The 23,584-nt window shown below is 71.1% G+C and carries 20 protein-coding genes; 9 read left to right on the top strand and 11 right to left on the bottom strand.

The window, feature by feature from the left end:
• Positions 1-36 precede the first annotated feature (36 nt).
• Positions 37-1,071 carry an Fpg/Nei family DNA glycosylase gene (locus tag ACFO6V_RS18580; protein ID WP_377137798.1) on the bottom strand — a complete coding sequence of 345 codons (1,035 nt, stop codon included), beginning with the start codon at positions 1,069-1,071 and terminating at the stop codon, positions 37-39.
• Entirely contained in the window at positions 1,064-1,516 is a 453-nt protein-coding gene (locus ACFO6V_RS18585) for a ribose-5-phosphate isomerase (RefSeq protein ID WP_377137800.1), read from the bottom strand. Before ACFO6V_RS18585 ends, ACFO6V_RS18580 begins: the two co-directional genes overlap by 8 nt.
• A gap of 78 nt (positions 1,517-1,594) precedes the next feature.
• Here ACFO6V_RS18585 and ACFO6V_RS18590 point away from each other — a divergent pair, with 78 nt between their 5' ends.
• Positions 1,595-3,622 (top strand): M13 family metallopeptidase, encoded by a 2,028-nt coding sequence (locus tag ACFO6V_RS18590; protein WP_377137802.1) that lies wholly within the window; start codon positions 1,595-1,597, stop codon positions 3,620-3,622.
• 94 nt (positions 3,623-3,716) lie between these two features.
• Here the strand turns inward: ACFO6V_RS18590 and pepN are convergent, their stop codons facing one another.
• The gene (gene pepN / locus ACFO6V_RS18595) at positions 3,717-6,260 is read right to left on the bottom strand and encodes an aminopeptidase N (RefSeq protein WP_377137804.1); all 2,544 of its coding nucleotides are present in this window, start codon (positions 6,258-6,260) and stop codon (positions 3,717-3,719) included.
• A 208-nt stretch (positions 6,261-6,468) separates the two neighbouring features.
• Here pepN and ACFO6V_RS18600 point away from each other — a divergent pair, with 208 nt between their 5' ends.
• Positions 6,469-7,452: a hypothetical protein gene (locus ACFO6V_RS18600; RefSeq protein WP_377137806.1), complete on the top strand. Its 984-nt coding sequence runs from the start codon at positions 6,469-6,471 to the stop codon at positions 7,450-7,452.
• A 77-nt stretch (positions 7,453-7,529) separates the two neighbouring features.
• Here the strand turns inward: ACFO6V_RS18600 and malQ are convergent, their stop codons facing one another.
• The 3 genes from malQ to ACFO6V_RS18615 form a co-directional block, all read right to left on the bottom strand.
• Positions 7,530-9,776, bottom strand: coding sequence for a 4-alpha-glucanotransferase (gene malQ / locus ACFO6V_RS18605; RefSeq protein ID WP_377138183.1), 2,247 nt, complete (start codon positions 9,774-9,776; stop codon positions 7,530-7,532).
• A 127-nt stretch (positions 9,777-9,903) separates the two neighbouring features.
• On the bottom strand, positions 9,904-10,953 hold the full coding sequence (locus tag ACFO6V_RS18610) for a mechanosensitive ion channel family protein (RefSeq protein ID WP_377137808.1): 1,050 nt from the start codon (positions 10,951-10,953) through the stop codon (positions 9,904-9,906).
• Between the two features lie 233 nt (positions 10,954-11,186).
• Positions 11,187-11,420 (bottom strand): PTS sugar transporter subunit IIB, encoded by a 234-nt coding sequence (locus ACFO6V_RS18615; RefSeq protein WP_116674151.1) that lies wholly within the window; start codon positions 11,418-11,420, stop codon positions 11,187-11,189.
• A 144-nt stretch (positions 11,421-11,564) separates the two neighbouring features.
• Between ACFO6V_RS18615 and ACFO6V_RS18620 the strand changes: the two genes are divergently transcribed.
• The 6 genes from ACFO6V_RS18620 (at position 11,565) to ACFO6V_RS18645 (ending at position 16,523) form a co-directional block, all read left to right on the top strand.
• Positions 11,565-11,957 carry a globin gene (locus ACFO6V_RS18620; RefSeq protein ID WP_377137811.1) on the top strand — a complete coding sequence of 131 codons (393 nt, stop codon included), beginning with the start codon at positions 11,565-11,567 and terminating at the stop codon, positions 11,955-11,957.
• Positions 11,958-11,982: 25 nt separating this feature from the next.
• Complete coding sequence (locus tag ACFO6V_RS18625) at positions 11,983-12,939, top strand: acyl-CoA thioesterase (RefSeq protein WP_377137813.1); 957 nt, start codon at positions 11,983-11,985, stop codon at positions 12,937-12,939.
• A gap of 121 nt (positions 12,940-13,060) precedes the next feature.
• Positions 13,061-13,567 carry a DUF6507 family protein gene (locus ACFO6V_RS18630; protein ID WP_377137815.1) on the top strand — a complete coding sequence of 169 codons (507 nt, stop codon included), beginning with the start codon at positions 13,061-13,063 and terminating at the stop codon, positions 13,565-13,567.
• 92 nt (positions 13,568-13,659) lie between these two features.
• Positions 13,660-15,339, top strand: a complete 1,680-nt coding sequence (locus tag ACFO6V_RS18635) for a hypothetical protein (protein ID WP_377137817.1) — start codon at positions 13,660-13,662, stop codon at positions 15,337-15,339.
• Positions 15,340-15,374: 35 nt separating this feature from the next.
• The gene (locus ACFO6V_RS18640; protein ID WP_377137819.1) at positions 15,375-15,758 is read left to right on the top strand and encodes a hypothetical protein; all 384 of its coding nucleotides are present in this window, start codon (positions 15,375-15,377) and stop codon (positions 15,756-15,758) included.
• A 12-nt stretch (positions 15,759-15,770) separates the two neighbouring features.
• A complete protein-coding gene (locus ACFO6V_RS18645) occupies positions 15,771-16,523 on the top strand; it encodes a hypothetical protein (protein ID WP_377137821.1) in 753 nt (250 codons plus the stop codon).
• Positions 16,524-16,600: 77 nt separating this feature from the next.
• Here the strand turns inward: ACFO6V_RS18645 and ACFO6V_RS18650 are convergent, their stop codons facing one another.
• On the bottom strand, positions 16,601-17,113 hold the full coding sequence (locus ACFO6V_RS18650) for a hypothetical protein (protein WP_377137823.1): 513 nt from the start codon (positions 17,111-17,113) through the stop codon (positions 16,601-16,603).
• A gap of 345 nt (positions 17,114-17,458) precedes the next feature.
• Complete coding sequence (locus ACFO6V_RS18655; RefSeq protein WP_377137825.1) at positions 17,459-18,109, bottom strand: hypothetical protein; 651 nt, start codon at positions 18,107-18,109, stop codon at positions 17,459-17,461.
• 124 nt (positions 18,110-18,233) lie between these two features.
• On the opposite strand from ACFO6V_RS18655, the gene ACFO6V_RS18660 reads away from it, so the two are divergent.
• A complete protein-coding gene (locus ACFO6V_RS18660) occupies positions 18,234-18,728 on the top strand; it encodes an acyl-CoA thioesterase (RefSeq protein WP_357507939.1) in 495 nt (164 codons plus the stop codon).
• A 21-nt stretch (positions 18,729-18,749) separates the two neighbouring features.
• On the opposite strand, the gene ACFO6V_RS18665 is transcribed toward ACFO6V_RS18660, so the two are convergent.
• Genes ACFO6V_RS18665 through ACFO6V_RS18675 form a run of 3 tightly spaced genes read right to left on the bottom strand, consistent with a single transcriptional unit; the run spans position 18,750 to position 23,429 of the window.
• Positions 18,750-20,480: a GTPase gene (locus tag ACFO6V_RS18665; protein WP_377137827.1), complete on the bottom strand. Its 1,731-nt coding sequence runs from the start codon at positions 20,478-20,480 to the stop codon at positions 18,750-18,752.
• Positions 20,477-22,528, bottom strand: coding sequence for a dynamin family protein (locus tag ACFO6V_RS18670; protein ID WP_377137829.1), 2,052 nt, complete (start codon positions 22,526-22,528; stop codon positions 20,477-20,479). Before ACFO6V_RS18670 ends, ACFO6V_RS18665 begins: the two co-directional genes overlap by 4 nt.
• 55 nt (positions 22,529-22,583) lie before the next feature.
• Positions 22,584-23,429, bottom strand: a complete 846-nt coding sequence (locus tag ACFO6V_RS18675) for a hypothetical protein (protein ID WP_377137831.1) — start codon at positions 23,427-23,429, stop codon at positions 22,584-22,586.
• Between the last annotated feature and the right edge of the window lie 155 nt (positions 23,430-23,584).

Below are 23,584 nucleotides of genomic sequence, written 5' to 3' on the forward strand. Positions count from 1 at the left end.
CCCGAACCTCTTGTTGTACGAGTTGTTGTGCCAGGGTCAGGTCTGGCAGGTGGGGCACCAGAACAGGTTGCGGCCGGCCAGCTCCTTGGTCAGTACCGGCGTACCGCAGATCCGGCACGGCAGGCCAGCCCGGTGGTAGACGTAGAACGCCTGGTCCGACGGCACGGCGCCGGAATCTCCGTCAGTGTTCTGCCGGGTCCGACGACGCTCCTCGAGAACGGGCTTGTGTTCGTCGGAGCCTTCGCCACGGTCATAACCCCGTTCTCGACTCAGCTCCCGGGTCGGGCGGTCGGCCGGCCGCGTCGTGACGATCGCGCCGTGGGCGGCGCCGTCGCGCATGAGGGTCACCAGGTCGTCCCAGATCGCGCGGACCGCCGCGGCAGGGACATCGCGTCCCGGACGCAGCGGGTCGACGCCGGCCCGGAACAGCGCCTCGGCGCGGTAGATGTTCCCGACCCCGGCGACGACCGCCTGGTCCATGAGCTGCTGCCCGATCGTGACCCGCGACCGGCCGACCGCCGCGACAAAGGCGTCGACGTCGCCGTCGTCCCGGATCGGGTCCGGTCCCAGGCGTGTCTCGACCGCTCTCTTCTCCTCGGTCGTGATCACCTCGCACGCGGTCGGCCCGGTGAGGTCGGCGACGGCGTGGTCTCCGAGCAGCCGCACGCGGACCTGCCCGCGGGGCTCGGGCACCACCCACGTGTCAGACGTGGAGGTCACCGGAGTGACCTGTGTGTCTGACACATCCGGGGCCGGCGAGGGCGACGTCGTCTCCCGTTCGCCGATGCGCTTGCGCGGCGCGCCGATCGCGTGCGCCACCTCGGGTGCGTCCGGGGCGCCGGCGAACGTCCACGCGCCGTACAGCCCGAGGTGCGTCCGCAGCCACAGGTCACCCTCGAACCCCAGGAACAGCTGCTTGCCCCACGCCTCGCTCGCCACCAGACGGCGCCCCGAGAGCACGGCGGCGCCGTCGGCGAACCGTCCCTGCGGGCTGCTCACCCGGAGGACCTGCCCGGCGTACAGCGAGTCGAACGTCCGCGCGAGGCGGTGGACGGTGTGACCCTCAGGCACGCTTTGCTTCGTAGTCGGCGAGCTGGTCGATGCGGCGCTGGTGCCGCTCGTCGCCGCTGAACGGCTCGGCCACGAAGGCCTCGACGAACGACGTCGACTCCTCCACCGAGTGCATCCGTCCGCCCACGGCGATCACGTTGGCGTCGTTGTGCTGGCGGCCCAGCTTGGCGGTCTCGAGCGACCACGCGAGGACGGCGCGGACGCCGGTCACCTTGTTCGCGGCGATCTGCTCCCCGTTCCCCGAGCCGCCGATCACGATGCCGAGCGAGCCCGGCTCGGCGACGACGGCCTCGCCGGCGGAGATGCAGAAGGCCGGGTAGTCGTCCAGGGGGTCGATCTCATGGGCCCCGTGGTCGATCACCTCGTGCCCGGCGGTGGTGAGGTGCTGCACCAGGTGCTGCTTGAGGTCGTACCCGGCGTGGTCGGCGGCGATGTGCAGGCGCATGGACCCCATTCTTCCCCATCTCCGAGGTCGGGCGCGCAGTACGAGAATCCGGACGCGAAGGTTGCGTACTCTGGCGCAATGACCACCGACGCCACGGGTCTCACGTCGGGCATCGACCTCGACGCGCTCGACCCCGCAACCCGACCGCAGGACGATCTGTACCGCCACGTCAACGGGCGGTGGATCGACAGTCACGAGATCCCCGCCGACCGTGCCATGGACGGTGCGTTCCGAGACCTCTACGACAAGGCAGAGGTGCACGTCCGCGAGATCATCCAGGACGCGCCGACCGGCTCCAAGATCGGCGACCTGTACAAGAGCTTCATGGACACGGAGCGCATCGCCGGCCTCGGCACGGCTCCCCTGGACGAGGACTTCGCGCTCATCCGCGACGCCGGCGACATGACGGCCCTGACCCAGGCGCTGGGCACCCTGCAGCGCACGGGCGGCACCGCCGGCGTCCGCTTCTGGGTGGACAACGACGCCACCGACCCGGAGAAGTACGTCGTCTACCTGCGGCAGTCCGGCCTCGGCCTGCCCGACGAGGCGTACTACCGCGAGGAGCAGTACGCCCCGATCCGCAAGAAGTACCTGCCGCACGTGGCCAGGATGCTGCGCTTCGCCGGTGTCCACGAGACGTGGGGCATCTCCGCCGACGACGCCGCCAGCCGCGTCTTCGACCTCGAGAAGCGGCTCGCGGCGCACCACTGGGACGTGGTGCGCGACCGCGACGCGACCCTCACGTACAACCCGACGACGCTCGCCGACCTCGCCGGGTCGGCGCCCGGTTTCGACTGGGCGGCCTGGGCCGAGGCCCTCGGCGTGCCCGCCGGCGCGTTCGACGACCTGGTGGTGCGCGAGCCGGACTTCGCGACGGGCTTCGCCGCCCTGTGGAGCGAGCTGTCGGTGCTGGACTGGCAGCTCTGGATGACGTACCACGTGGTCAGCGCCCGGGCGCCGTACCTGACCGACGAGATCGTCGAGGCCAACTTCGACTTCTACGGCCGCACCCTCACGGGTGCGCAGGAGGTGCGCGAGCGCTGGAAGCGCGGCGTCGCGCTCGTCGAGGGCGCGCTCGGCGAGGCAGTGGGCGCCGAGTACGTGGCGCGGCACTTCCCGCCCGCGAACAAGGCGAAGATGGACCGGCTCGTGGACGCCCTCGTGGCGGCCTACCGCGAGTCCATCGAGGGCCTCGACTGGATGACCGACGAGACCAAGGCCAAGGCCCTGACCAAGCTCGAGAAGTTCACGCCCAAGGTCGGGTATCCGGTGAAGTGGCGCGACTACTCAGGGCTCGACGTGGACGCGGCCGACCTGGTGGGCAACGTGCGCCGGTCCAACGCGTTCGACCAGGACTACGAGCTCGCGAAGATCGGCAGGCCGCTGGACCGCGACGAGTGGTTCATGACGCCGCAGACGGTCAACGCGTACTACAACCCGGGGATGAACGAGATCGTGTTCCCCGCGGCGATCCTCCAGCCCCCGTTCTTCGACCCCGAGGCCGACGACGCCGTGAACTTCGGCGGGATCGGCGGCGTCATCGGGCACGAGATCGGTCACGGCTTCGACGACCAGGGCTCCAAGTACGACGGCGACGGCCGCCTCGAGGACTGGTGGACCGACGCCGACCGCACCGAGTTCGAGAAGCGTACGAGCGCGCTGATCGCGCAGTACGACGAGTTCCGCCCGGCGCAGCTCGAGGCGTCCGCCGCCGTCGCGGGTGACGAGGGCGAGGCGGACGGCGAGAAGGCCGAGGACGCGCACGTCAACGGCAGCCTCACGATCGGCGAGAACATCGGCGACCTGGGCGGGCTGTCGATCGCGATCAAGGCGTACCGGATCGCGCTGGGCAAGCCCCTGGACGAGGCGCCGGTCGTGGACGGGCTGACCGCCCTGGAGCGGATCTTCCTCGGCTGGGCGCAGGTGTGGCAGTCCAAGGGCCGTGACGAGGAGGTGCTCCGCCGTCTCGCGACGGACCCGCACTCCCCCAACGAGTTCCGCTGCAACGGCGTGGTGCGCAACGTGGACGAGTTCTACGCGACGTACGACGTCAGCCCTGGCGACGCCCTGTACCTCCCGGAGGAGGACCGCGTCCGCATCTGGTGACCCAGTCGCCGAAGTAGAGCGCCTGTCCGAGTCTCCCCGGGGTAGCCCAGGGAGACTCGGACAGGCGCTCTACTTCGGCGACTTCGCGAACCGGTCAGGAGTCGGTGGACTGGGCCTTCAGGGCTCGGTCCGTGCCGGCCAGGGACTCCACGACCAGGCGGCGCAGGGCCGGGGCGGCGTCGGCGTTCGCCTCCAGCCAGGCCGCCGTGGCGTCGCGGAGCTCCGCCGAGGCCAGCGGCGCCGGGTAGAAGCCCTCGATGACCTCCTCGGCGATGTGGTAGCTCCGCTCGTTCCACACCTTGAGCACCGCGTCCAGGTACGGCTGCACGACGCCGGCCAGCACGGCCGGGTCGCTCACGTGCACGAACCCGAGACCCGTGTTCCGGATGATCGCGTTCGGCACGTCGGCGTCCACCACCGACGCCAGCGCGGCTAGCTTGCCCTCGAGCGTCGGCTTCGCGGCCCGGGCACGTGCGGCGGACTGGCGGCCCGTCGCGGTGTCGTCGGCGGCGAGCGTCGCGTCGATCTCCTCGTCGCCCGCGGCGCCGTTGAGCACGAGGCCCTCCAGCAGCTCCCACCGCAGGTCCGTGTCGATCTCGAGCCCGTCGAGCGTGACCGAACCGTCCAGCAGCCCGGACAGCGTCTCGACGTGCGCCGGCGTCGACGCGACGTGCGCGAAGAACTTCACCAGCTGGAACTGGGTGTCCGAGCCGGCGGCAGCGTCGCCCACGAGCGCCCAGAGCGTGTCGCCCACCTCGGCGAGGGTCGCGGCACGGGCCGACGGCGCCACGTACTGCCTGGCCGCCAGCACCATCTGGTTGAGCGTCGTGCGGAGCGTCGTCGACTCGGTCTCGCGGGAGATGCCCCCGAGCACCAGGCGGACGTACTCCGAGGCCGGGACCTCGCCGTCGCGCACCGAGTCCCAGACCGAGCCCCAGACGAGGGAGCGGGCCAGCGGGTCGGCGATGTCGGCCAGGTGCTCGAGCGCGACGCGGAGCGACGCGGCGTCGAGGCGGATCTTCGCGTACGCGAGGTCCTCGTCGTTGAGCAGCACGAGCGCCGGGCGGTCGAGCTCGACGAGCTCCTTCACGTCGGTCCGCGGGCCGTCGATGTCCACCTCGGTGAAGTGGGTGCGTACGAGCTCGCCGGCGTCGGACAGGCTGTAGAAGCCGATGCCGAGGCGGTGCGGGCGGATCGTGGGCCACTCGGCGGGCGCCGTCTGCTCGACGACGAACGACATGATGCGGCCGTGGCTGTCCGTCTCGATGACCGGACGCAGCGTGTTCACGCCGGCAGTCTCCAGCCAGAGCTTCGACCAGGCCTTGAGGTCACGGCCGCTGGTCGTCTCGAGCTCGGTGAGCAGGTCGGGCAGCTCGGTGTTGCCCCACGCGTGCTTGCCGAAGTACGCGGAGACGCCCGAGATGAACGCCTCTCGCCCCACCCAGGCCACGAGCTGCTTGAGCACCGACGCGCCCTTGGCGTACGTGATGCCGTCGAAGTTCACCTGGACGTCCTCGAGGTCCTTGATCTCGGCGACGATCGGGTGCGTGGACGGCAGCTGGTCCTGCTTGTAGGCCCAGGACTTCTCCATCGCGGAGAACGTGGTCCAGGCAGCGTCCCACTCCGTGGCCTCGGCCGTCGCGAGCGTGGACGCGTACTCCGCGAACGACTCGTTGAGCCAGAGGTCGTTCCACCACTTCATGGTGACCAGGTCGCCGAACCACATGTGCGCCAGCTCGTGCAGGATCGTCACGACGCGGCGCTCGCGCACGGCGTCGGTCACCTTGGAGCGGAACACGTACGCCTCGGTGAAGGTCACGCAGCCCGCGTTCTCCATGGCGCCCATGTTGTACTCGGGCACGAAGAGCTGGTCGTACTTGGTGAACGGGTACGGGACGCCGAACGTGGTCTCGTAGAACTCGAAGCCCTGGCGGGTCTTCTCGAAGATGTAGTCGGCGTCGAAGTGCTCCGACAGCGACTTGCGGCAGAACGCACCGAGCGGGATCTCACGGCCGTCCGACGACGTCAGCGACGACCGGACCACCGCGTACGGGCCCGCGACGAGCGCCGTGATGTACGTGGAGATGCGGCCGGTGGGCTCGAACGTCCAGGTGGCGACGTCCTCGCGGGCCGCGACGGGCTCCGGCGTCGGCTCGTTGCTCACGACCTGCCACGCAGCGGGTGCGGTCACCGTGAACTGGAACGTGGCCTTGAGGTCCGGCTGCTCGAAGCAGGCGAACACGCGGCGGGCGTCCGGCACCTCGAACTGCGTGTACAGGTAGACCTCGCCGTCCACCGGGTCCACGAAACGGTGCAGGCCCTCGCCGGTGTTCGTGTAGCCGCAGTCGGCGACGACGACGAGCTCGTTGTCGGCGGCCAGGCCCTCCAGGGTGATCCTGGAGTCCGCGAACACTGCCGACGGGTCCAGCTCACGACCGTTCAGCACCACGGACCGCACCGACGGAGCGACCAGGTCGACGAACGTCGAGGCGCCCTCCGTCGCGGTGAAGCGCACAGTCGTGGCGGACGCGAAAGTCTCCGGGCCGGTGGTCAGGTCCAGCGCGATCTCGTACGACTCGACCGATACGACGCCGGCGCGTTCGACCGCCTCGGCGCGGGTCAGGTTCTCTCCGGGCACAGGCCCTCCACGTCTGTCTTCTCGGGGGCGGCGAATGACGCCCCGCACGCCCGACGGGCGCGCCTTATTGGTTGGGTTGCCGTCCGGTCTGTGAACTACCTGCGACGACTCGTCGATCATGCCACGCAGGAGTAACAGCGAGTAACGCCTTTGTGTACGATCGACCGCGGTCGCCCGACCGACCGATTTGAGCTGAGGGAGTCGCCTGATGTCCGGCACAGTGCCGCCGCCACCGCCGCCAGGCGGTTGGCCCGACGAGGACCCGGGTACGCCGCCCCAGGAGCAGCACCCGCCCACCGCGCCCACACCCGCCCAGCAGGGGCCGGTGCAGCGTGTTTCCGCGGCAACCCGTAGACCGCCCGCGATCTCACCCGCGAGCCAGTTCTCGCAGGCAGTCACGCCGGCGCCTGCCGCGCCCGGCGCTCCGGTGGTGCAGTCCGTCCACATCCACAACGGCGGCGGCGCCCCGCAGTACTACACCGAGCAGTACCAGCAGCCCTACCAGCAGGGCTACGCCCAGCCTCAGGCATACGCGCAGCAGGCGCCGCAGGGTGGCCAGTACCCGCCGCAGCCGTATCCGCCGCAGGGCTACGACCAGTACGGCCAGCCGGTCCACGGAGCGCCGGCCGACGGCTACGCACCCGAGCAGGGGCGCAAGAAGCTCAGCCCCGGCTGGATCGCCTTCATCGCCCTGGACGTGCTGCTCGTGATCGCCGCGATCGTGTTCGCGGTGAACCTGCTGGGCAGCCCCGACACCACGCTCGACCCGGGCGGCACGCCGGCTGCCGAAGGGTCGGCGTCGCCGCAGCCCGAGGAGGGCCTGGAGACCGACGGCGGGGCCGGCGTCGAGACGTTCGCCGCACCGTCGCGCAACATCACGTGCACGATCTCCGCGGACGCGGCCGCATGCGGCATCGCGGAGCTCGACCGGAAGCCCGCGCCCGATGCCTCGTGCGGCGGCGCCTCCGGGTACGTGGCGAAGGTCGACCCGACCGGCAACGTGACCCAGCCCTGCGTCACCAAGCAGGACCAGCCCAAGAAGGCGAAGCGCGATGTCGCGATCCTGAACTACGGCGCCGAGAAGAAGGCGCACGGGTTCACGTGCGTCAGCGACGAGTCCGGCATGAAGTGTGTCGCCGACGCGACCGGCAGCGGGTTCTCGATCGCCCGCGCGGGTATCGGCTCCGCCTGACCGAGCCCTGTTGAGTGCGGGCTATTTGTGCCTCAGAGCCCTCTGAGACCGCAAATAGCCCGCACTCAACGGACCAGTCACGGCAGTGGTTGGTCGGGCTCTTCCTCGTTCATCACCGTCACCAGCGACCGCAGGCGGGCGTTGGTGAACAGGTCCTCCAGGAGCACCACCGTTCCCGCGGAGTCCGCCAGCGGCACCTTCCAGTTCGGGTACTCGGTGTCGGTACCGGGCTGATTCTGTGCGCGCCGCTCCCCCACTGCGTCGGTCAGGTACACCCCGACCAGCGCCGCCGGCGTGTCCTTGAGGTAGCGGTGCAGCCCCTCGACGAGCTCGCGCTCGGACGGGTCGAACGTCGTCAGGCCGCGGCGGGACAGCGCCTCCACGAGCGACTCGCGCTCCGCGCGCGCCTGGGCCCGCAGCACCGTCGGCTCCTCCGTGAGCAGCCCGAGGCGCTCACGCAGGTCCACGTGCTCGCCCGCGAGATAGCCGGCGGTCGGCGGGAGGTCGTGCGTGGTGACCGTGGCCAGCGCCGTCCGGCGGTACGCCTCCGGCTCGACGGGCGCCCCGGCGGCATCTCGCTCGAAGAGCAGCACCGACGTGCCGAGGATGCCGCGCTCCTCGAGGTAGTCGCGGATCCACGGCTCGAAGGTGCCGAGGTCCTCGCCGATGACCGTCACCCCGGCGCGGTGCGCCTCCAGGCACAGGATGCCGATCAGGGCCTCGTGGTCGTAAGTGACGTAGGCGCCGGCCGACGCGCGTGCGCCGCCCGGGATCCACCAGAGGCGGAAGAGCCCGAGGATGTGGTCGATCCGCAGCGCGCCGCAGTGCCGCAGCACGGTGCGCAGCATCTCGCGGTAGGGCGCGTAGCCCGCCTTCGCGAGCGCACGCGGGTGCCACGGCGCCGGGGACCAGTTCTGGCCCTGCTGGTTGTACATGTCCGGCGGGGCCCCGATGGACACGCCCTGGGCGAGCACACCGGCGTCCGCCCACGCGTCCGCGCCGTCCGGGGACGAGCCGACTGCCAGGTCCTTGAGCAGGCCGAGCCGCATGCCGGCGTCGAGCCCCGCGCGGTGCGCCGCGTGGAGCTGCTCGTCGGCGACCCACTGGAGCCAGCAGTAGAACTGGACGCGTTCGGAGAGCGCGTTGCGCAGCGTCGTCACGCCCGTCGACGACGGGTCGGCAAGCTCGGTCGGCCAGTCGCGGCCGTCGAGGTGCTCCGTGATGGCGCACCACGTCGCGAAGTCGACGAGGCCCTTGCCCTGCGCCAGCACGAACTCGTCGAACGCCGTCTGCCGGGCCGCCGACCGCTGGGCCGTGTACACGACCTCGAGCGCTGCCTTCTTGGCCTCCCAGATGGCGTCGCGGTCGATCGGGCCGGAGTCCTCGGACAGCTCGCGGACGGGTTCGCCCGCCCATTCCACGAGCGACCGGTCGGCGGCGGAGAGGTATGCCGTCTCACGGATGTCCTCGACGCGGATGTACAGCGGCGACATGAAGCGGCGCGACGTCGGCAGGTAGGGGCTCGGCGTCACCGGCAGCACAGGCTCGGTGGCGTGCAGCGGGTTGATCCCGACGAAGTCCGCACCGCCGTTGTGCGCCGTCTGCCAGGCGAGGTCGGCCAGGTCGGCCAGGTCACCCATGCCCCAGGAGTCCTTGGACCGCACCGAGTAGAGCTGGACCATGAAGCCCCAGGCCTGCTTGCGGGCGACCTTCTTGCGCAGCTCCAGCCGCTCGGGGGTCACCACGATCGGGGTCTGCGCCGTCTGGCCGCCCGACTCGGCGTGCAGCGTGTGCCAGCCGAGCGGCAGGTCGGCCGGGACGGTGAACGTCACGCGCCCGACCTTGCGGCTGTCGACCGTGCGGGGCTCGGTGTGGACGTCGGCCTGCCGCAGCTGGACGCGGGGACCTCGCACCACCGCGAACGAGCCGGTGGTCGTGGTCGCCTGCGGCGCCGTCACGCGCCACGGGGTGGCGCTCGTGGGCACGACCGGCTGCTCGGACTGCTCGAGCGCTATCCACGCCGTCACGTCCGCGCCCTCCGCGACGTGCACGGCGACCTGCACCTCGGTGCCCTCCCGGGTCACGACGGTCGACGGCAGCATCGCGCGCCACTCGTCGTCCTCGACCCGGTCCAGGCTCGCGGCGATCGCGCCCGGTGTCGACGCAGGGACGTCGAGCGCCTCCAGCACCGCGACGACCGTCGACACGCTGACCTGCTGTACGCGGCCGTCGTGGTCGGTGTACATGCACTGCACGCCGTGGGCGGTCGCCAGCTCGGCCAGCTCCGGCGGCACGGTGGCGCCGTCTCCGGTGGACCCGGGCATCGGTTCGTCGGTCACAAGGAAAGATCTTGCCATCTACCGGCGCTCACCGGGGGCAACGCGGGCGTGTCCGACGAATTGGCAGCCGGCGCGGGCGGACGGCGCGTCCGGATGAACGGCTCCGGCCGGGTCAGGCGGCGCCCGGACCGCCGTCCGTACCCTGCGAGCCGATCCCGTCGAGCGGCAGTGGCGCCGAGCGCGCGACGATCCCCGCGTTCAGCAGGGCCGAGTGGGCCGCGACGCGCAGCGCCCGGGCGACCAGCCACTGCTGGGCGGGGCGTACCTGGGCGAACAGCGTGAAGGTGAGGCCCGCCTGGTCGACGGCGTCCACGCCGCGCACCGACGGCGTCTCGAGCAGGCTGTCGGCGAGCTCCGGGTCGTTCTTGACCCGGTCGACGGCGCGGCCGAGCGCGGTGCGGACGGCGTCGACGTCGGTCCCGAGCGGCACCTGCACGGAGGCGACCGCGCGGCTCCACTCCTGGGTGCGGTTGCCCGCCCGCAGGATCTCGCCGTTGCGGACGTACCAGAGGGTGCCGTCGAACGCGCGGACCTCGGTGAGCCGCAGGCCCATCGCCTCGACGGTGCCGACCACGTCGCCCCCGAGGTCGACGTTGTCCCCCACGCCGAACTGGTCCTCGATGAGGAGGAGGATGCCGGACAGGAAGTCCTTGACGAGGCTCTGCGCGCCGAAGCCGATGGCGACGCCCGCCACGCCGGCGGTAGCCAGCAGCGGTGCGATGTTCAGTCCGATGGTCTGCAGGATGTACAGCATCATGATGGCGCCCACCACGATATTGACCGACGAGTTCAGCACGGAGCCGACGGTCCGCGCGCGCTGCGCGCGCCGTTCGGCCGCCCGCGGGTTGGCCACCGTCAAGGCATCGGCGAGGGCCTGTGGCGACATCAGCATGTTCTTGCGGCGCCGTTTGGCCTTCGCAGGTGCGGTGCTCGGCACACCACCCGTGGTCGTACCCACGGGGTCGGCATTGCGCTCGACCACCGATCGCGGCTTCTGACCGATGGCGATGCGCTCGGTGAGAGAAGTGATGACGCGCCGCAGGACGTAGATCATGATCAGGCCGATCACGACGGTCAGAATCACCCTCAGCGGTTTGTCCATGAACCAGGACCAGAAGTCCTCGGCACCGTTGAACAGGGAGGTAGCAAGAGACTCGAACACGGTCGCCAACCTACTCGGTTCCGGGCTGCGGTCCGGCCATCCCTGACGGGGACACAGGGGACTCCTGCGTGACCTTCACAGGCCGTTCGCGTCACGGTCGCGGGCCGCGTCAGGATCGTGAAACCGATCACGGGCCCGGGTTTCCCCGGGCCCGCTCGGTCACGCCGACGAACTCACCATCGAGCTCGCCATGTCATACCTCTGGCATCGGTACAGCGTCAGACTCTGAAGTCTCAGACTCTGAGCGTCTCGAGCTCCGCCGCGAGGCTGTCGGCCTCAGGCCCGACGATCACCTGGACCACCCGCCCGGACCGGACCACACCGAATGCACCGGACGACTTCAGTCCGGGCTCGTCCACGAGCGACGGATCGCTCACCTCTACCCGGAGCCGAGTGATGCACGGCTCCAGCTCGACGACGTTCGAGGTCCCTCCGAGTGCCGCAAGGATCTGGTCAGCCTTGGTCATGTCTCAACTCCCACCGTGCGTCGCTGCAGGTCTCCGACCAGCCTATCGCCCCTGGCAAGCGATCCGCCCAGGCAATTGTCGCCTTGCTCACACGAGACCCGCTTTCACGCGGCTGCCATCGGGCTGTCACAGTCGGGTGGCAGGATGACGGACGTGACACAGGAAACCTTCTACGACGCCGTCGGCGGCCACGACACGTTCGTGCGCCTCGTCGACGCGTTCTACGACGGCGTCGCCGACGACCCGGTACTGCGCCCCATGTATCCCGAGGAGGACCTTGGACCGGCCAAGGAGCGGCTGACGCTGTTCCTGGAGCAGTACTGGGGCGGGCCAGGCACCTACTCCGAGCAGCGCGGGCACCCGCGGCTGCGCATGCGGCACATGCCGTTCAAGGTCAATCCCGACGCGCGCGACCGCTGGCTCGCGCACATGCGGACCGCCGTCGACTCGCTGGGCCTCGCGCCCATCCACGAGTCGCAGCTGTGGGACTACCTGGAGCGCGCAGCCTTCAGCATGATCAACACTTTCGAAGACTGACCGGACCTGAAGGAGACGCCCGCTCGTGGACGCCACCACCCCTGATCCGCTCGCCGGCAGCGCGCCGGACCGCCAGCCCGACGCACTCGATCGACTGCTGCGGGTACTCGACCTGCGGCACCTCGAGGGCTGGGGTCCGCGCGGTGAGGAGGACCTGCTGCGCGGTGACAGCATGCCCGGCCCGGCCAACCGCGCCTATGGCGGCCAGGTGCTCGCACAGGCCATCCTGGCCGCGGACCGCACCGTCCCGGAAGGCCGTCTGATCCACTCGCTGCACGGCTACTTCCTGCGCGAGGGGCGCGTCGAGGAGCCCATCGACTTCGCTGTCGAGCGGCTGCGTGACGGGCGTTCGTTCAGTGCGCGGCGCACCCACGCGATCCAGTTCGGCAAGCCGATCCTTTCGATGATCGCCTCCTTCCAGGACGACCAGCCGGGCTACGAGCACGCGATGCCGATGCCCGACGACGTCCCGCCGCCCGACGAGGTCGGCTCTGCCTTCGACGAGCTGGCCAGCCTGCCGGAGGGTGTCGCCGTAAGAGCCCAGTTCTGGACGGACTCGGCGTTCGAGCTGCGGCACGTGGGCGGCTCGCTGTACCTGCGTCCGGATGCCGCGGCGGCCGACGGCGGCACGCCGCCCGCCACGCAGATGGTCTGGATGCGCACGCGCCGTCCGCTGGAGATCAAGGAGCAGGCGATGCACCGCGCCCTGCTCGCCTTCGCGTGCGACCAGCTCATGCTCGAGCCCGCTCTGCGCGCCGCCGGCAAGTCCTGGCAGGACGTCGGCGGCTCCGTGCCGATGGCCAGCCTCGACCATGGCATGTGGTGGCACCGCGACGTGCAGGTGGACGAGTGGATGCTGTTCGTGCAGAGCTCGCCCACCGCACAGGGCGGCCGCGCTCTGGGGACGGCCAAGGTCTATACCCAGGACGGCACCCTGGTCGCCTCGGCGGGCCAGGAGGGCATGATCCGCCTCCCGGCGTAGCGGGCGTCCGGCGGGTTTTCTTGGACACGGCAGATCTCGCGTGCCACCGTGTGCTCGCGTCGTAGCGGCAGGTCTCTGCGACGGCTCGATCGCTGTGGTGGCGCGGGATGAAGGGGGCGCTGTGACGGGGTATCGCGTTTCGCCGCAGGGTGTGGACCACACGCTGGGGCGTGTCCGTGCCGAGGCGGACGGGCTGGGGCGCGTTCTGGAGAACGTGTGGACCGGCGCTCCTCGCGCGGCGGGCGGCAGCGAGATCGTGGCGGCCGCGCTGAGCGGGTTCGTCGAGGCCGCCCAGGACGACATGCGGGCGGTCGCGGACCGGCTGGAGTCGGCGCCGGGCGGGATGGTGCGCGCCGTCGCGGCGATCCTCGAGGGCGATGAGGAGATGGCCCGGACGCACTCGCTCGGGTTGTCGCAGACGGATGTCTTCCAGCCGCCTCGGCTGGGCTACCCGGCCGGAACCCTGGGGACGCCGGTCCCTGCACTGCCTGACGGTGGGCAAACGTTCGATCCGAGCCGGTTCGGCCCCGCACCGTCGTCATCCCTGCTGTCCGAGGAACCCGGGCCGGCCTTCGACCCGAAGAGATTCGGCGCGCGGCCCGGGCCTGCGGCGGGCGCGCAACCGTGATGCTCGTCGACGCCGACCGCGTGCCCGGCCAGCACCTCGACGCCGAGAGCATCGAGATGGGCGCGAAGTCGCTGCGGCGCGACGCGACCGCCGTGCGCGACGCCGGGGTCGCCGTCTCGGGCGCGTGGCAAGGCCTGGGCGCCTGTTACGAGACACCGGATACCGACCAGGTGCTGCGTGCGCTCGATCCGGTGCGGGTAGCGACGGACAAGCTGGCCGACGACCTCGACGGCGTTGCCGACGCCCTGGACCGGTTCGCGGACGAGGTCCGGTCCCTGCAGGCCAAGAGATCGAGTCTGGTCGCGCAGATCGGGGACTTCCGCTCCCGGGCCGCGGCAGAAGCTGCCCCCTTCGGCTCCCCGACCTTGGCGGGTGCGCTCGCGCCCGAGCTGTCGTTCGAGAACCAGACGCTGCTCGGCCAGTCGCGAATGCTGGGTGAGCGGTTCGAGACGGCGGAGCTGGAGTGCGCGAGCAAGATCAAGGCGATCGGCTCGCCTGCGACGCTGCTGGACAGGGCTGGGACATGGTTCCAGGACGCGGCCCGTGCGGTCACGACCACTATCAGCGGCGCAGTCGGTTGGACCACGGAGACAGTCGACGACGTGGCTGACTGGGTCGGTGAACGCCACGACACAGTCACCAGTGCGTGGATCGACGTCCATGAGGCCTTCGGTCTGTTTCCCGTTGCCCTCGCGGGTACCCCGGACAATCCTCGACCCCAGCTGACGCGGGTGGGAGCCGCCTACCTGCAGACTTTCGGCGCCAGCCTGGATGCCTGGGCGACGACATTAACCTATGGCCTCTGGGACATAGACCTCGCCGGTGACGGCGAACCGGTCGTCGGCACGCCCATGGGGTACGACGACACGGTCACCGCACAGATTCCACCGCGACCACTGAGCAGCATCCGAGACGTGATCTGGAGCGTCACAGACTCGTACGACACAAATACTGCCCTCGGCCAGGTGTCCAAGCACGACTGGGCGGAGGGGTACGTGCGGGTCACGAAGGTCATCCCACCCAACGGCGGCGAACCGCGTCTCGTGGTGAGTATCCCGGGCACCCAGCCCTGGTTTCCCTTGGACGACCTCGGCAACGAACATCCCGCGGACTTCATCGGGGATCTCGTCGGCGCGGCCGGCGGGCGGTCGACCTACAGCGATACCGTCGCCATGGCGATCGACAAGGTCATCGCCTCCGATCCGGATCTTGGCTCGGCGACGCCGATCCTCCTGGCTGGCCATTCCCTGGGCGGGATCACCGCCGGTGACCTGGCGTCCGATCCCGACTTCCTCTCGGATCACAACGTCACCGACGTCATCACCGCCGGATCGCCGATCGACAACAATCGGATCAGCGAGGAGATTCACGTCCTGGAGATCGCTCACGACGGCGACGTCGTCGCCGACCTCGACTTCGCTGACTCCCGAGTCACCGTGGAACCCGTATCCGGCCCGTTCCCTCGCGCCCCGTTCCGTGTCGAGGTGTCCGACAGTGGCTATGTGCCTGACCCCGAACGCCACACCAAGGTCACCCTCCCGAACCCGCCAGGAGCGGAAGATGCCAAGGGTTACCACGACCACTTCGCCTATCACGAGTCGGTGGAGCGCGTCTTCCCACAATCCGCCGTGGCACTCCCGATACCGTCCGGCGTTGCGCTCCCCAGGCAACCCGGCCTGGAGAGCTACCAGGAGCGACTTACCGGCGAGGGAAATTACCTCGACTTCGACGCGAAGTACGAGGTTTACGACGTACCGGTCCGAAGAGAGTGAGACACCCTGTGGATAGGAAATCCGCCGCGATCGCAATGACCGTAGCGCTGGCCACCATCACTGCCCTGACTGGCTGTGGTCCGAACGAGGACGAGCAGTGCGCCGCCGCCTACGAACGCGCAGTCCAGCGCGTCGATGCGGTCGTCTCCGCCGAGTTCAAATGTGGCGGTGGTTTCGGGGCCGAAACCCAGGGAGGGGAGGTGACCATCGCTGTTGACACGCAGGATGAAGCCAATCCGGTCATGGAGGACGTCTACCGAGCGCTCGCCGCAGACCCTGAACTGACACGAGCCCCTTATGTTCTATTCCATTCCGTCGACGGCGATTTCTTCAAGATTGATGATCTCGGATTCAATGGGAATCCGTCGTTGGATCAGATTCGCGAGAAGTACGGCATCACTCCCACGCCCACGCCGTAGCCAGGAGCGCTCGTGACCACCCCCAGAGTTCCCCCGATCCGGTCGCTCCAGCTGAACGGTGAGCAGTGGGCTGATGCGCTCGCCCAGGTGTCCACTCGCACGGACGGTGGCCCGAACTCGGCGCCGCCTGCCGAGGAGCTTCCAACTGCTGCGTTTCGAGCCGGTCCAAAGGACACGCCGTCGCCCGTCGACCTCCTGCTCCGTCACGGCTCAGCCCCCGTCCGGGCGTCCCTCGTCGCCACGGCCGGCAGCCGCGGTTCGATCGCCCGCGCATCGCTCGTCGACGACGAAGCGCTGGTGATCGTCCAAGCCATCGCCGAACGCGACGGTCGCATCCTGATCGAGCCGGGAGCCGAGCTTCGCCTCGCTTCCCCGCCGACCCTGTGGCCCGCCCTGCAGGCCGCGATCCCCCCGCTCGACGCCCTGCGCGCGCCCGCAAACGCCGTCGGACACGACCCAAGACCAGAAGACTCCGACCGCACCGACACGGCCTTCGACGACGGTGCCCCCTGGCCCAGAACGACGCTCGACGACGCGGACGCCGTCCTGCAGGTCGTCGTCGAGGCATGGCTGACACCGGACCGCCTGGCCAGGTTCTGGTCACGCCTCTGGGCCGTCACCGACGACACCCTGTTCGACGTCCAGCGCCGCGACGGCACGCTCACTCGAACCCAGCGCCCCGCCGGATCCGTCGCAGCCGAGCTCCAATGGGCCCTCGCCGGCGCAATGGGTGTCGACGCCGAGTACCGCAGCAGACCCCGCTGACCATCTGCCCGGCCGCCTGAACTCCCACGCCGATGGCGGTCGCCCACTCCGCGGTCGACGTCGTGGTTGGCGGGGCGTCAGTCGGTGATCCGGAACGAGTCGGCCGAGGCTTCGAGCTCCGTGGCGTGTTCGTCCCAGAAGCCCTCGGTCGTCGACACGGTCCACGAGTGCTTCCGGCCATCCCAGCCGTACGCGGTGATCACGATCGACCGCGACGGACCGGACGGCGAGGGGCACGTGTACCCGTAGCGCAGGGCGTAGCCCGCACCGACCTCCTCCGTGCGCGGCGGGTCGACGACCGTCGCGTCACCGACGCAACCCATTCCGGCTGCCTCACGCAGGTACCCGATCTGCTGCGGCGTCGCGGACTTCATGCCTTCCAACCCGGCGTCAATCGCTTCGCGGACCCGCTCCTCAGTGGGCTCCGACTGAGGAGTGCTCATCACCGACCACTGCACGATCGCCTCGCCACCGGACTGATGCTCGACCCACTGCTCCGGGGTCTCGCCGTCGATGACGTGAGTGACGTTGTCCTGGTCGTCCTCATCCCAGCCGGCCGGAACGCTGTACTCGGCAGGCGGACGGCTCACCTGGGTAAGTTCCGGCTCGGAGCTGCCCCCGGGTGCCGTACTCGCGCACCCTGTGAGGAGGAATGCGGCCGCGACACCCACGAGCGTGCGTGTGCGTACGAATGTTGAGGGGCGGTGTTCATCGTGCCCGACAAAACTGCTCATGGTGCTGATCTCCTGGGTGCAGAAAGAGGTTGTTGCCCGCAGCTGGTGCGTCCGCAGAAGACGAGCTCCCGCCAAACACGGACCGCGATCCCCGTGGCTCTGCGTGATGACCTGGGCTTCGCCCCCTGACCCGGATCGTAACGGGGTGAAACCCAGCGCGACACGAAAGACGCGCCTCGCGACATCGCCGTCAGGTCGGTCTCACGCCCCCAGCTCGGCCAACCGGTCCCGGGTCGCCTGGATCGCCTGCCGGGTCGACGCGACCTGGTCCGGGGCCACGCCCGCCTCCACGCGCAGCTCCAGGGCCTGCACGAACAGGGCAAGGGCCTCGCCGAGGAACGGCCGGGCCTGGTCGGCGTGCGCCTCCAGCGCCTGGTCGTACCGGCACTTGCCCCAGTGCTGCAGGGCGAAGCACTCCAGCCGGCGAGCGTGCTCGACGCTCGCGGAGTAGTCCCCGTAGTGGTGCGCCGCCTCCAGAGCCAGCCCGAACAGCAGGTCCGCCTCGGAGAACCGGTGCCGCCACTGCAGCACGTGGGCCAGCCGCAACAGCGGTGCCACGGCGCCGAGGGGCACCTCCTCCGCGTGCGAGTGCGCGGCCTGCAGCTCGTCGCCCGGCCCACCGGCCTGCCGGACCGCGAGCCAGCCGAGGCGCTCGGCCTCGGCCAGCTCGGCGTCCGGGTCGTCCGCCTCGGGAGCCAGCGCGCGGGTCAGCGGCACGCGCACCGCGAGGACGGCCGGCGCATCGCCGTCCGGGCGATCCGCCAGCTCGGCGCGGTACGCCTGGGCGACCGGGACGTCGTCGAACACCTCGTGCAGCGTTACCGGGTCGAAGTGGTGCCTGGGCAGATCCAACTGTTCCTCCGCGGCCAAAACCAAGGGGGATGAATCTACCAATTCGGACAGGCTGAGGACTACTCGGCCCGGCGTGCCGCCATGTCAGAACGGCGGGTACTTCGCGTGGAGGAAAATGGGCACCATGACACGCCTCCACGTCCCCGTCACGCTGCGCTGGTCCGACCTCGACGCGTACGCGCACGTCAACAACGTAGCGATGTTCCGCCTGCTGGAGGACGCCCGGATCACCGCCTTCTGGCAGCACCCGGAGGCACCAGAGGGCGAGGAGTGGCCGACGGCGGTGGTCCCCACCGGGCCTGACGCCGATTCGCACACGCTCGTGGCGGGCCAGCGCATCGAGTACCTGCGGCCGCTGCTCTTCACGCGCACACCGGTGCGTGTCGAGATGTGGCTGGGCCGGATCGGCGGCGCGAGCGCCGAGGTCTGCTACGAGGTGCACGACGGCGTCGCCGGCATGGCGAAGACGGGGCCGACGTCGGGCGGCAAGCCCTACGCGCGCGCCACCACCACCCTCGTGTTCGTCGACGCCGCCACGAACCAGCCCCGGCGGCTCACCGAGAACGAACGGCTGGCGTGGAAGGGGTTCGAGGAGGAGCCGGTCACGTTCCGCCGCTGAGCACAGCCGCAGACCGGGCGATCAGCTCGCGGCGACCGTGGCCGCCGTCCGGCAGCTCGCCAGGCGGGCCAGCTCGTCGCCCACGGGGGTACGCACCAGCTCGTCCGCGACGACGCCGACCGACTGCCGGAGCCGGCGTCGAGCGCCCGTCGCCCGACGGCGCGCGCCGAGCGTGCCGAACACGCGGCAGACGAGCGCGAGCAGCAGGCCGAGGGCCAGCCCGCCCAGCACCATGAGCGTCGGCCACGGGATCCGGAAGGGGTCGACGCCGAGCCCGTCGCCGCCGCCGGACTCGGGCGCCCCGGGAAACACGATGCCCTCGCCCGACCAGGTCGGCAGCGTGAGCACCGGCGTCGGCGGAGGCGGGAGCTGGAGGTAGGCGAAACCGAACAGCCCCAGCAGCCAGAGGAGCCCCGCCACCACCACGGCGATCAGGGTCCACTGGACCGTGTTGACCAGCGACCACCACATCGGGCGCCGGGATGCCTCCACGCGGGTCGTCGCCACTGCCTGGTCGAGCGCGTCCGGGAGCTTGTCGATCCCCGCCTGCCCGCGCGAGCGTGCGGCCAGGACCCACGGGTCCGCGGCTCCGCGCGTCACCTCCTCGACGTAACGCCGCACGGCCGAGGCGGCCGCCGACCGCACCGCCGGCCGAGCCGTCGGCAGCGACGTGCGCACCAGGTCGTCCCTGCCCGACGGCGCCCGGTGCTCCCGGTCCGCCGTCCGCAGCCCGAGCCGCCGCAGCGGGTCCTTGCGCAGCCGTCCGACCCAGCGGGTCAGCGGCCAGCCGGTCGCCGCGCGCGCGTCCCGGCGGGCGGAGGCCCGCACGGCGTCGACCACCGTCGGCACGCCCGCAGCCGCCTCCAGCGCCGCCACCAGGTCGCCCTTGGCCTGGTTCCCCTGGCGCGACGGCGGCGGCGTCCCGCACCTGTCGACGATCTTCTGCGCGACCGCCCGCTCGTCCGCGGCGAGCCGGGCCGTCGCCGCCTCTCGCCTGGCCGCCGCCTTCGCCAGCAGCCCCCGGAGCTCGTCCATGCCCTGGCCCGTCTTCGCGGACACGGCGAGCACGCGCGCACCCTCCAGGCCGTCCTGTGCCACCAGGCGCTTGAGGTCCGCGAGCATCGCCGACGTCTCGTCCGGCGTGAGGCGGTCCGCCTGGTTGAGCGCGACGACCACCACCTCTGCCCGACCGGCGAGCGGGCGCAGGAAGCCCTCGTGCAGCGCGGCGTCCGCGTACTTCTGGGGATCGACCACCCAGACCAGCAGGTCGGCGCGCTGCACCAGCCGCTCGGCCCGCATGCGGTGCTCGGTCACTATCGAGTCGTGGTCGGGCAGGTCCAGCAGGACCAGCCCGGAGTTGTCACCCACCGGGGTCCGACGGCGGGGCGAGGCGGGGGTCTCGTCCGACGACGGCGCGCCCACCTGGTGCCGCCGCCCCACCTCCAGCCAGTCCAGGAGCGGGTCCGCACCCGGGCCCCAGACCGCGGCCATCGGGTGCGACGTCGTCGGACGCCGCACGCCCGGCTGCGCGACAGCGACCCCGGCCACCGCGTTGAGCACCGACGACTTGCCCGAACCCGTCGCACCCGCCAGCGCCACGACCGTGTGCTCGGCGGACAGCCCGCCCCGCTCCCGCGCACGCGTCGCGACGGCGCGCGCGTCGTCCAGCAGGTCCGGCTCGATCCGCCCCTCAGCAGCCCGGACGGCGGTCTCGAGAGCAGCGGTCCGGTCGCCCAGGTCGAGCCGGCTCATCGGTCGCCCTCTCCGAACATGCGCTTCCAGAAGCTCTTCTTGACGGGCTCCTCGACGATGTCGGAGCGCCCCTTCGCCAGCATCTCGCGCCCCGGACGAACCCGTGCGCCCCGCAGGCCCCGGCCCTCGGTGAGATCCTCGACGGGTGCCCCTGGAGCGGCATCCGGCGCGGCGTTGGTGACCCGCGCCCGGTCACGGCGCTCCGCCGAGGCCGCGGAGGCGACGGTGTCCGCCGCCGAGCGCAGGCCGTCCCCGCCCGCCTCCGCCGAGCCGAGGGCGTCCAGCTGCGCGGTGTACCGGGCGGCCTGCCCGTCCATGACCGCCTGGATCCGGGCGCGCAGCCGGTCGCGTGCCTGCACGGCCAGACGCCGCACAGCGTCCTCCCCGAACACCGCCTCCAGCAGTCGCTGGGCAAGCACCGCCGATCCGCCCGCGATGCCGACCTCGATACCGGTGAGGCCGCCCGTCGAGGCGAACACGAAGATCATCAGGGCGACCCCGAGCCCGTTCACACCGAAGGACAGCACCCGCGCGGTGCCGCGCTTGGCCGCGCCCTGCTCACGCACGAGCTCCAGGACGTCGCCCTGCCAGCCGCGGATCTGCCCGCTCACCTCGGCCCGCAGCGATGCCGGCGTCCGCGACAGCTCCAGACCCTCCAGGAGCACCGCACCAGCGGCATCGCCCCGCCAGCCCTGGTAGGAGCGCTCGGCCGCGTCCTCCGCGGCGTCCAGCACCACCGACTCCAGGCCGTGGGCGATTGCCTGCTCGACCTGGGGCGCCTCCTTCGGCTTACCCCGGAAGAACCCGGCGACCGCGTCCCGGAACCTGCCGATGCCCTCCTCGACCGCCCGGAAGAACTCGCCGGTGCCCACGAAGTCCTGCCAGCGGGCGAGCACCTCGCCGCGCAGCAGCGCGCCGTCCGACGTCGCCGCCGCCACGTGGGCCACCGCGTCCGCGTAGGCACGCTCGACGACGTGCCGCAGCCGGACGTCGGCGGCCTGCTGCTCGTCCGCGGCGTCGGCCAGGGCCGTCGCCCGCTCGACGAGGGAGTCCACGACGCCGTCGCGGGTCGCTGCGATGACGCGCCCACGCGCTTCGGCGTCGCCGCCCAGACCGGTGAGCCAGCGCGACACCTCCGAGACCGCCTCCTCCGGCAGCATCCCGTCGACGAGCTCGGCCTCGGGGATGACGCAGAGCGGGCTCTCCGCCAGGCCCTGCTCCACCATCATGTCCCGCAGGTCGTCGGCGGTGGCCTCGGCTCCCGGGTCCACCCGGTCCAGCACCATCGCCACCTGCGCCTTGCGTGCCGCCGCCTGCAGCAGCAGGTCCCAGGGCACCGCGTCCGCGTACCGGGCGGACGTCGTGACGAACAGCCACAGGTCCGCGGCTCCCAGCAGCTGGGCCGCGAGCTCACGGTTGGCCGTGTCGACCGAGTCGATGTCCGGCGCGTCCAGCAGGGCCAGGCCCTTCGGCAGCGCCTCGCTCGGTACGAGGCGCAGGGTGCGGCTGGGTTCGGACGGCGCCGCGCCGGTGGACGGCGTCCCACCGAGCCCCGCGCTGCCCGACGTCGTCACGCGCGCCATACCCGGCAGCACCCGGTCGGTGGAGAACCAGCGGGCGTCCAGCGGGTGGTGCACCAGGACCGGGGCCTTGGTGGTGGGCCGCAGCACGCCGGGCTGCGTCACGAGCTCGCCCAGCACCGAGTTCACGAGTGTCGACTTGCCCGCGCCCGTCGACCCGCCGACCACCACGAGCAGCGGCGCCTTCTGCGAGCGCAGCCGGGGCAGCAGGTAGTCGTCGAGCTGGTCGGTGGCACGGCGCAGATCCGTGCGTGCGGCCCCTGCGCCCGACGTCTCCAGCGGCAGGCGCAGCGCACCGAGCCGGGCCCGCAGCACCTCCAGGGCGCCGACCAGGCCGGACTCGGCGCCGGACTCGGCGCCGGGACCTGCGCCGGGACCTGCCGCCGGCTCCGGGCCGGGCGTCGGCTCGGGGCCTGCCGCGAGGTCCCGTGCGCTGGGTGCGGCGGAGCCGTCGGCCTGATCGGTCATAGCGCACAGTCTGCCGTAGACACCCTGGTCAGGCGCGTCCGTGCCGCAAAGAAAGTCAGCCGCCGAGCCGGGCGCGCAACCATTCGAGGGCCGCGTGCGCCACCTCGCGCTGCACGGCCCGGCCGTGCGGCAGGCCCGGCTGCGGCGGTCGCATCGAGTCGAGCACGAGCGCACCTGCGGTAACGGTGATGGCGCAGGTGAGGGCGTCGGGGTCGACGTCGTGCAGCGGGTGCCGGTCCATGACCACCTCGGGCGGCGGGGCGCCGTCGACCCGGAGGTAGGGCAGCAGCAGCACGAAGTCGATGAACGACGCGCCGCGCGACGGCATGAACCAGTCGACCGCGTGGGCGCTGGTCGCGTCCCAGCCGTGATCGGTGATCAGAATCGACTCACGGCGTAGTGCGCCGTGCACCAGGTTCTTGCCGCCCATCGCCTCCCCGGCGAAGCTGGCGATCTCGGCGAGGTGGTCGATCTTGTCGGAGAGCCAGGGCGTGAAGGCGGACAGGCCGGGCGGCCGCATCGCCGAGATGGTGGCCCAGGCCTGGCTGTCGATCAGGTCGAGCGTGTCGGGCAGTTCTGCCGGCGCCTCGCTGGAGCCGATCTGGATGGCGAGCTCGACGGCCGCGGCAAGGTCCCCGTCGTCCCAGGGGTCGTGCGGCGGGCGGATCGGCTCGTTGCGGTACCCGAGCACCACCCAGCGTCCGGCCCCCGGCAGCACCTCGTCGACGAACCACTCGCGAGGGAGGTTCGGGATGTCGTCGGGCAGCCCGGCGACGGAGACGGCCTCGGCGGCCATCCGGTCCTGGGTCAACGGCGCCTCGGGCCCGACCGCGCGAACTATCGACCGGCCCGACGCGGTCTGCAGCACCTCCAGGACGCCGGTCTGCTCGGTCCCGCTCATCGGAGCGGACCCGATCACACGTCCCCCCATGGTCTCGCTCACGCGGGAACGGACAGAGGGGGGGAGATCGGACCATGCCGGTCGCCGAACAGCACTCATGGCCGGAGTGTGCCCAACAGAAGTTCACCCTGCAAACCACAGACAGCGGTGCGCGC

It is taken from the genome of Promicromonospora alba (genome assembly GCF_042654905.1).
Classification (GTDB): Bacteria; Actinomycetota; Actinomycetes; order Actinomycetales; family Cellulomonadaceae; genus Promicromonospora; species Promicromonospora alba.

What these genes read in the sequence shown, in the direction of transcription:
- ACFO6V_RS18585 (WP_377137800.1), bottom strand. Translation starts at nt 1,516, where the DNA reads ATGCGCCTGCACATCGCCGCCGACCACGCCGGGTACGACCTCAAGCAG.
- ACFO6V_RS18590 (WP_377137802.1), top strand. Translation starts at nt 1,595, where the DNA reads ATGACCACCGACGCCACGGGTCTCACGTCGGGCATCGACCTCGACGCG.
- ACFO6V_RS18600 (WP_377137806.1), top strand. Translation starts at nt 6,469, where the DNA reads ATGTCCGGCACAGTGCCGCCGCCACCGCCGCCAGGCGGTTGGCCCGAC.
- malQ (WP_377138183.1), bottom strand. Translation starts at nt 9,776, where the DNA reads ATGCCCGGGTCCACCGGAGACGGCGCCACCGTGCCGCCGGAGCTGGCC.
- ACFO6V_RS18615 (WP_116674151.1), bottom strand. Translation starts at nt 11,420, where the DNA reads ATGACCAAGGCTGACCAGATCCTTGCGGCACTCGGAGGGACCTCGAAC.
- ACFO6V_RS18620 (WP_377137811.1), top strand. Translation starts at nt 11,565, where the DNA reads ATGACGGACGTGACACAGGAAACCTTCTACGACGCCGTCGGCGGCCAC.
- ACFO6V_RS18640 (WP_377137819.1), top strand. Translation starts at nt 15,375, where the DNA reads ATGACCGTAGCGCTGGCCACCATCACTGCCCTGACTGGCTGTGGTCCG.
- ACFO6V_RS18660 (WP_357507939.1), top strand. Translation starts at nt 18,234, where the DNA reads ATGACACGCCTCCACGTCCCCGTCACGCTGCGCTGGTCCGACCTCGAC.
- ACFO6V_RS18665 (WP_377137827.1), bottom strand. Translation starts at nt 20,480, where the DNA reads ATGAGCCGGCTCGACCTGGGCGACCGGACCGCTGCTCTCGAGACCGCC.
- ACFO6V_RS18670 (WP_377137829.1), bottom strand. Translation starts at nt 22,528, where the DNA reads ATGACCGATCAGGCCGACGGCTCCGCCGCACCCAGCGCACGGGACCTC.
- ACFO6V_RS18675 (WP_377137831.1), bottom strand. Translation starts at nt 23,429, where the DNA reads ATGAGCGGGACCGAGCAGACCGGCGTCCTGGAGGTGCTGCAGACCGCG.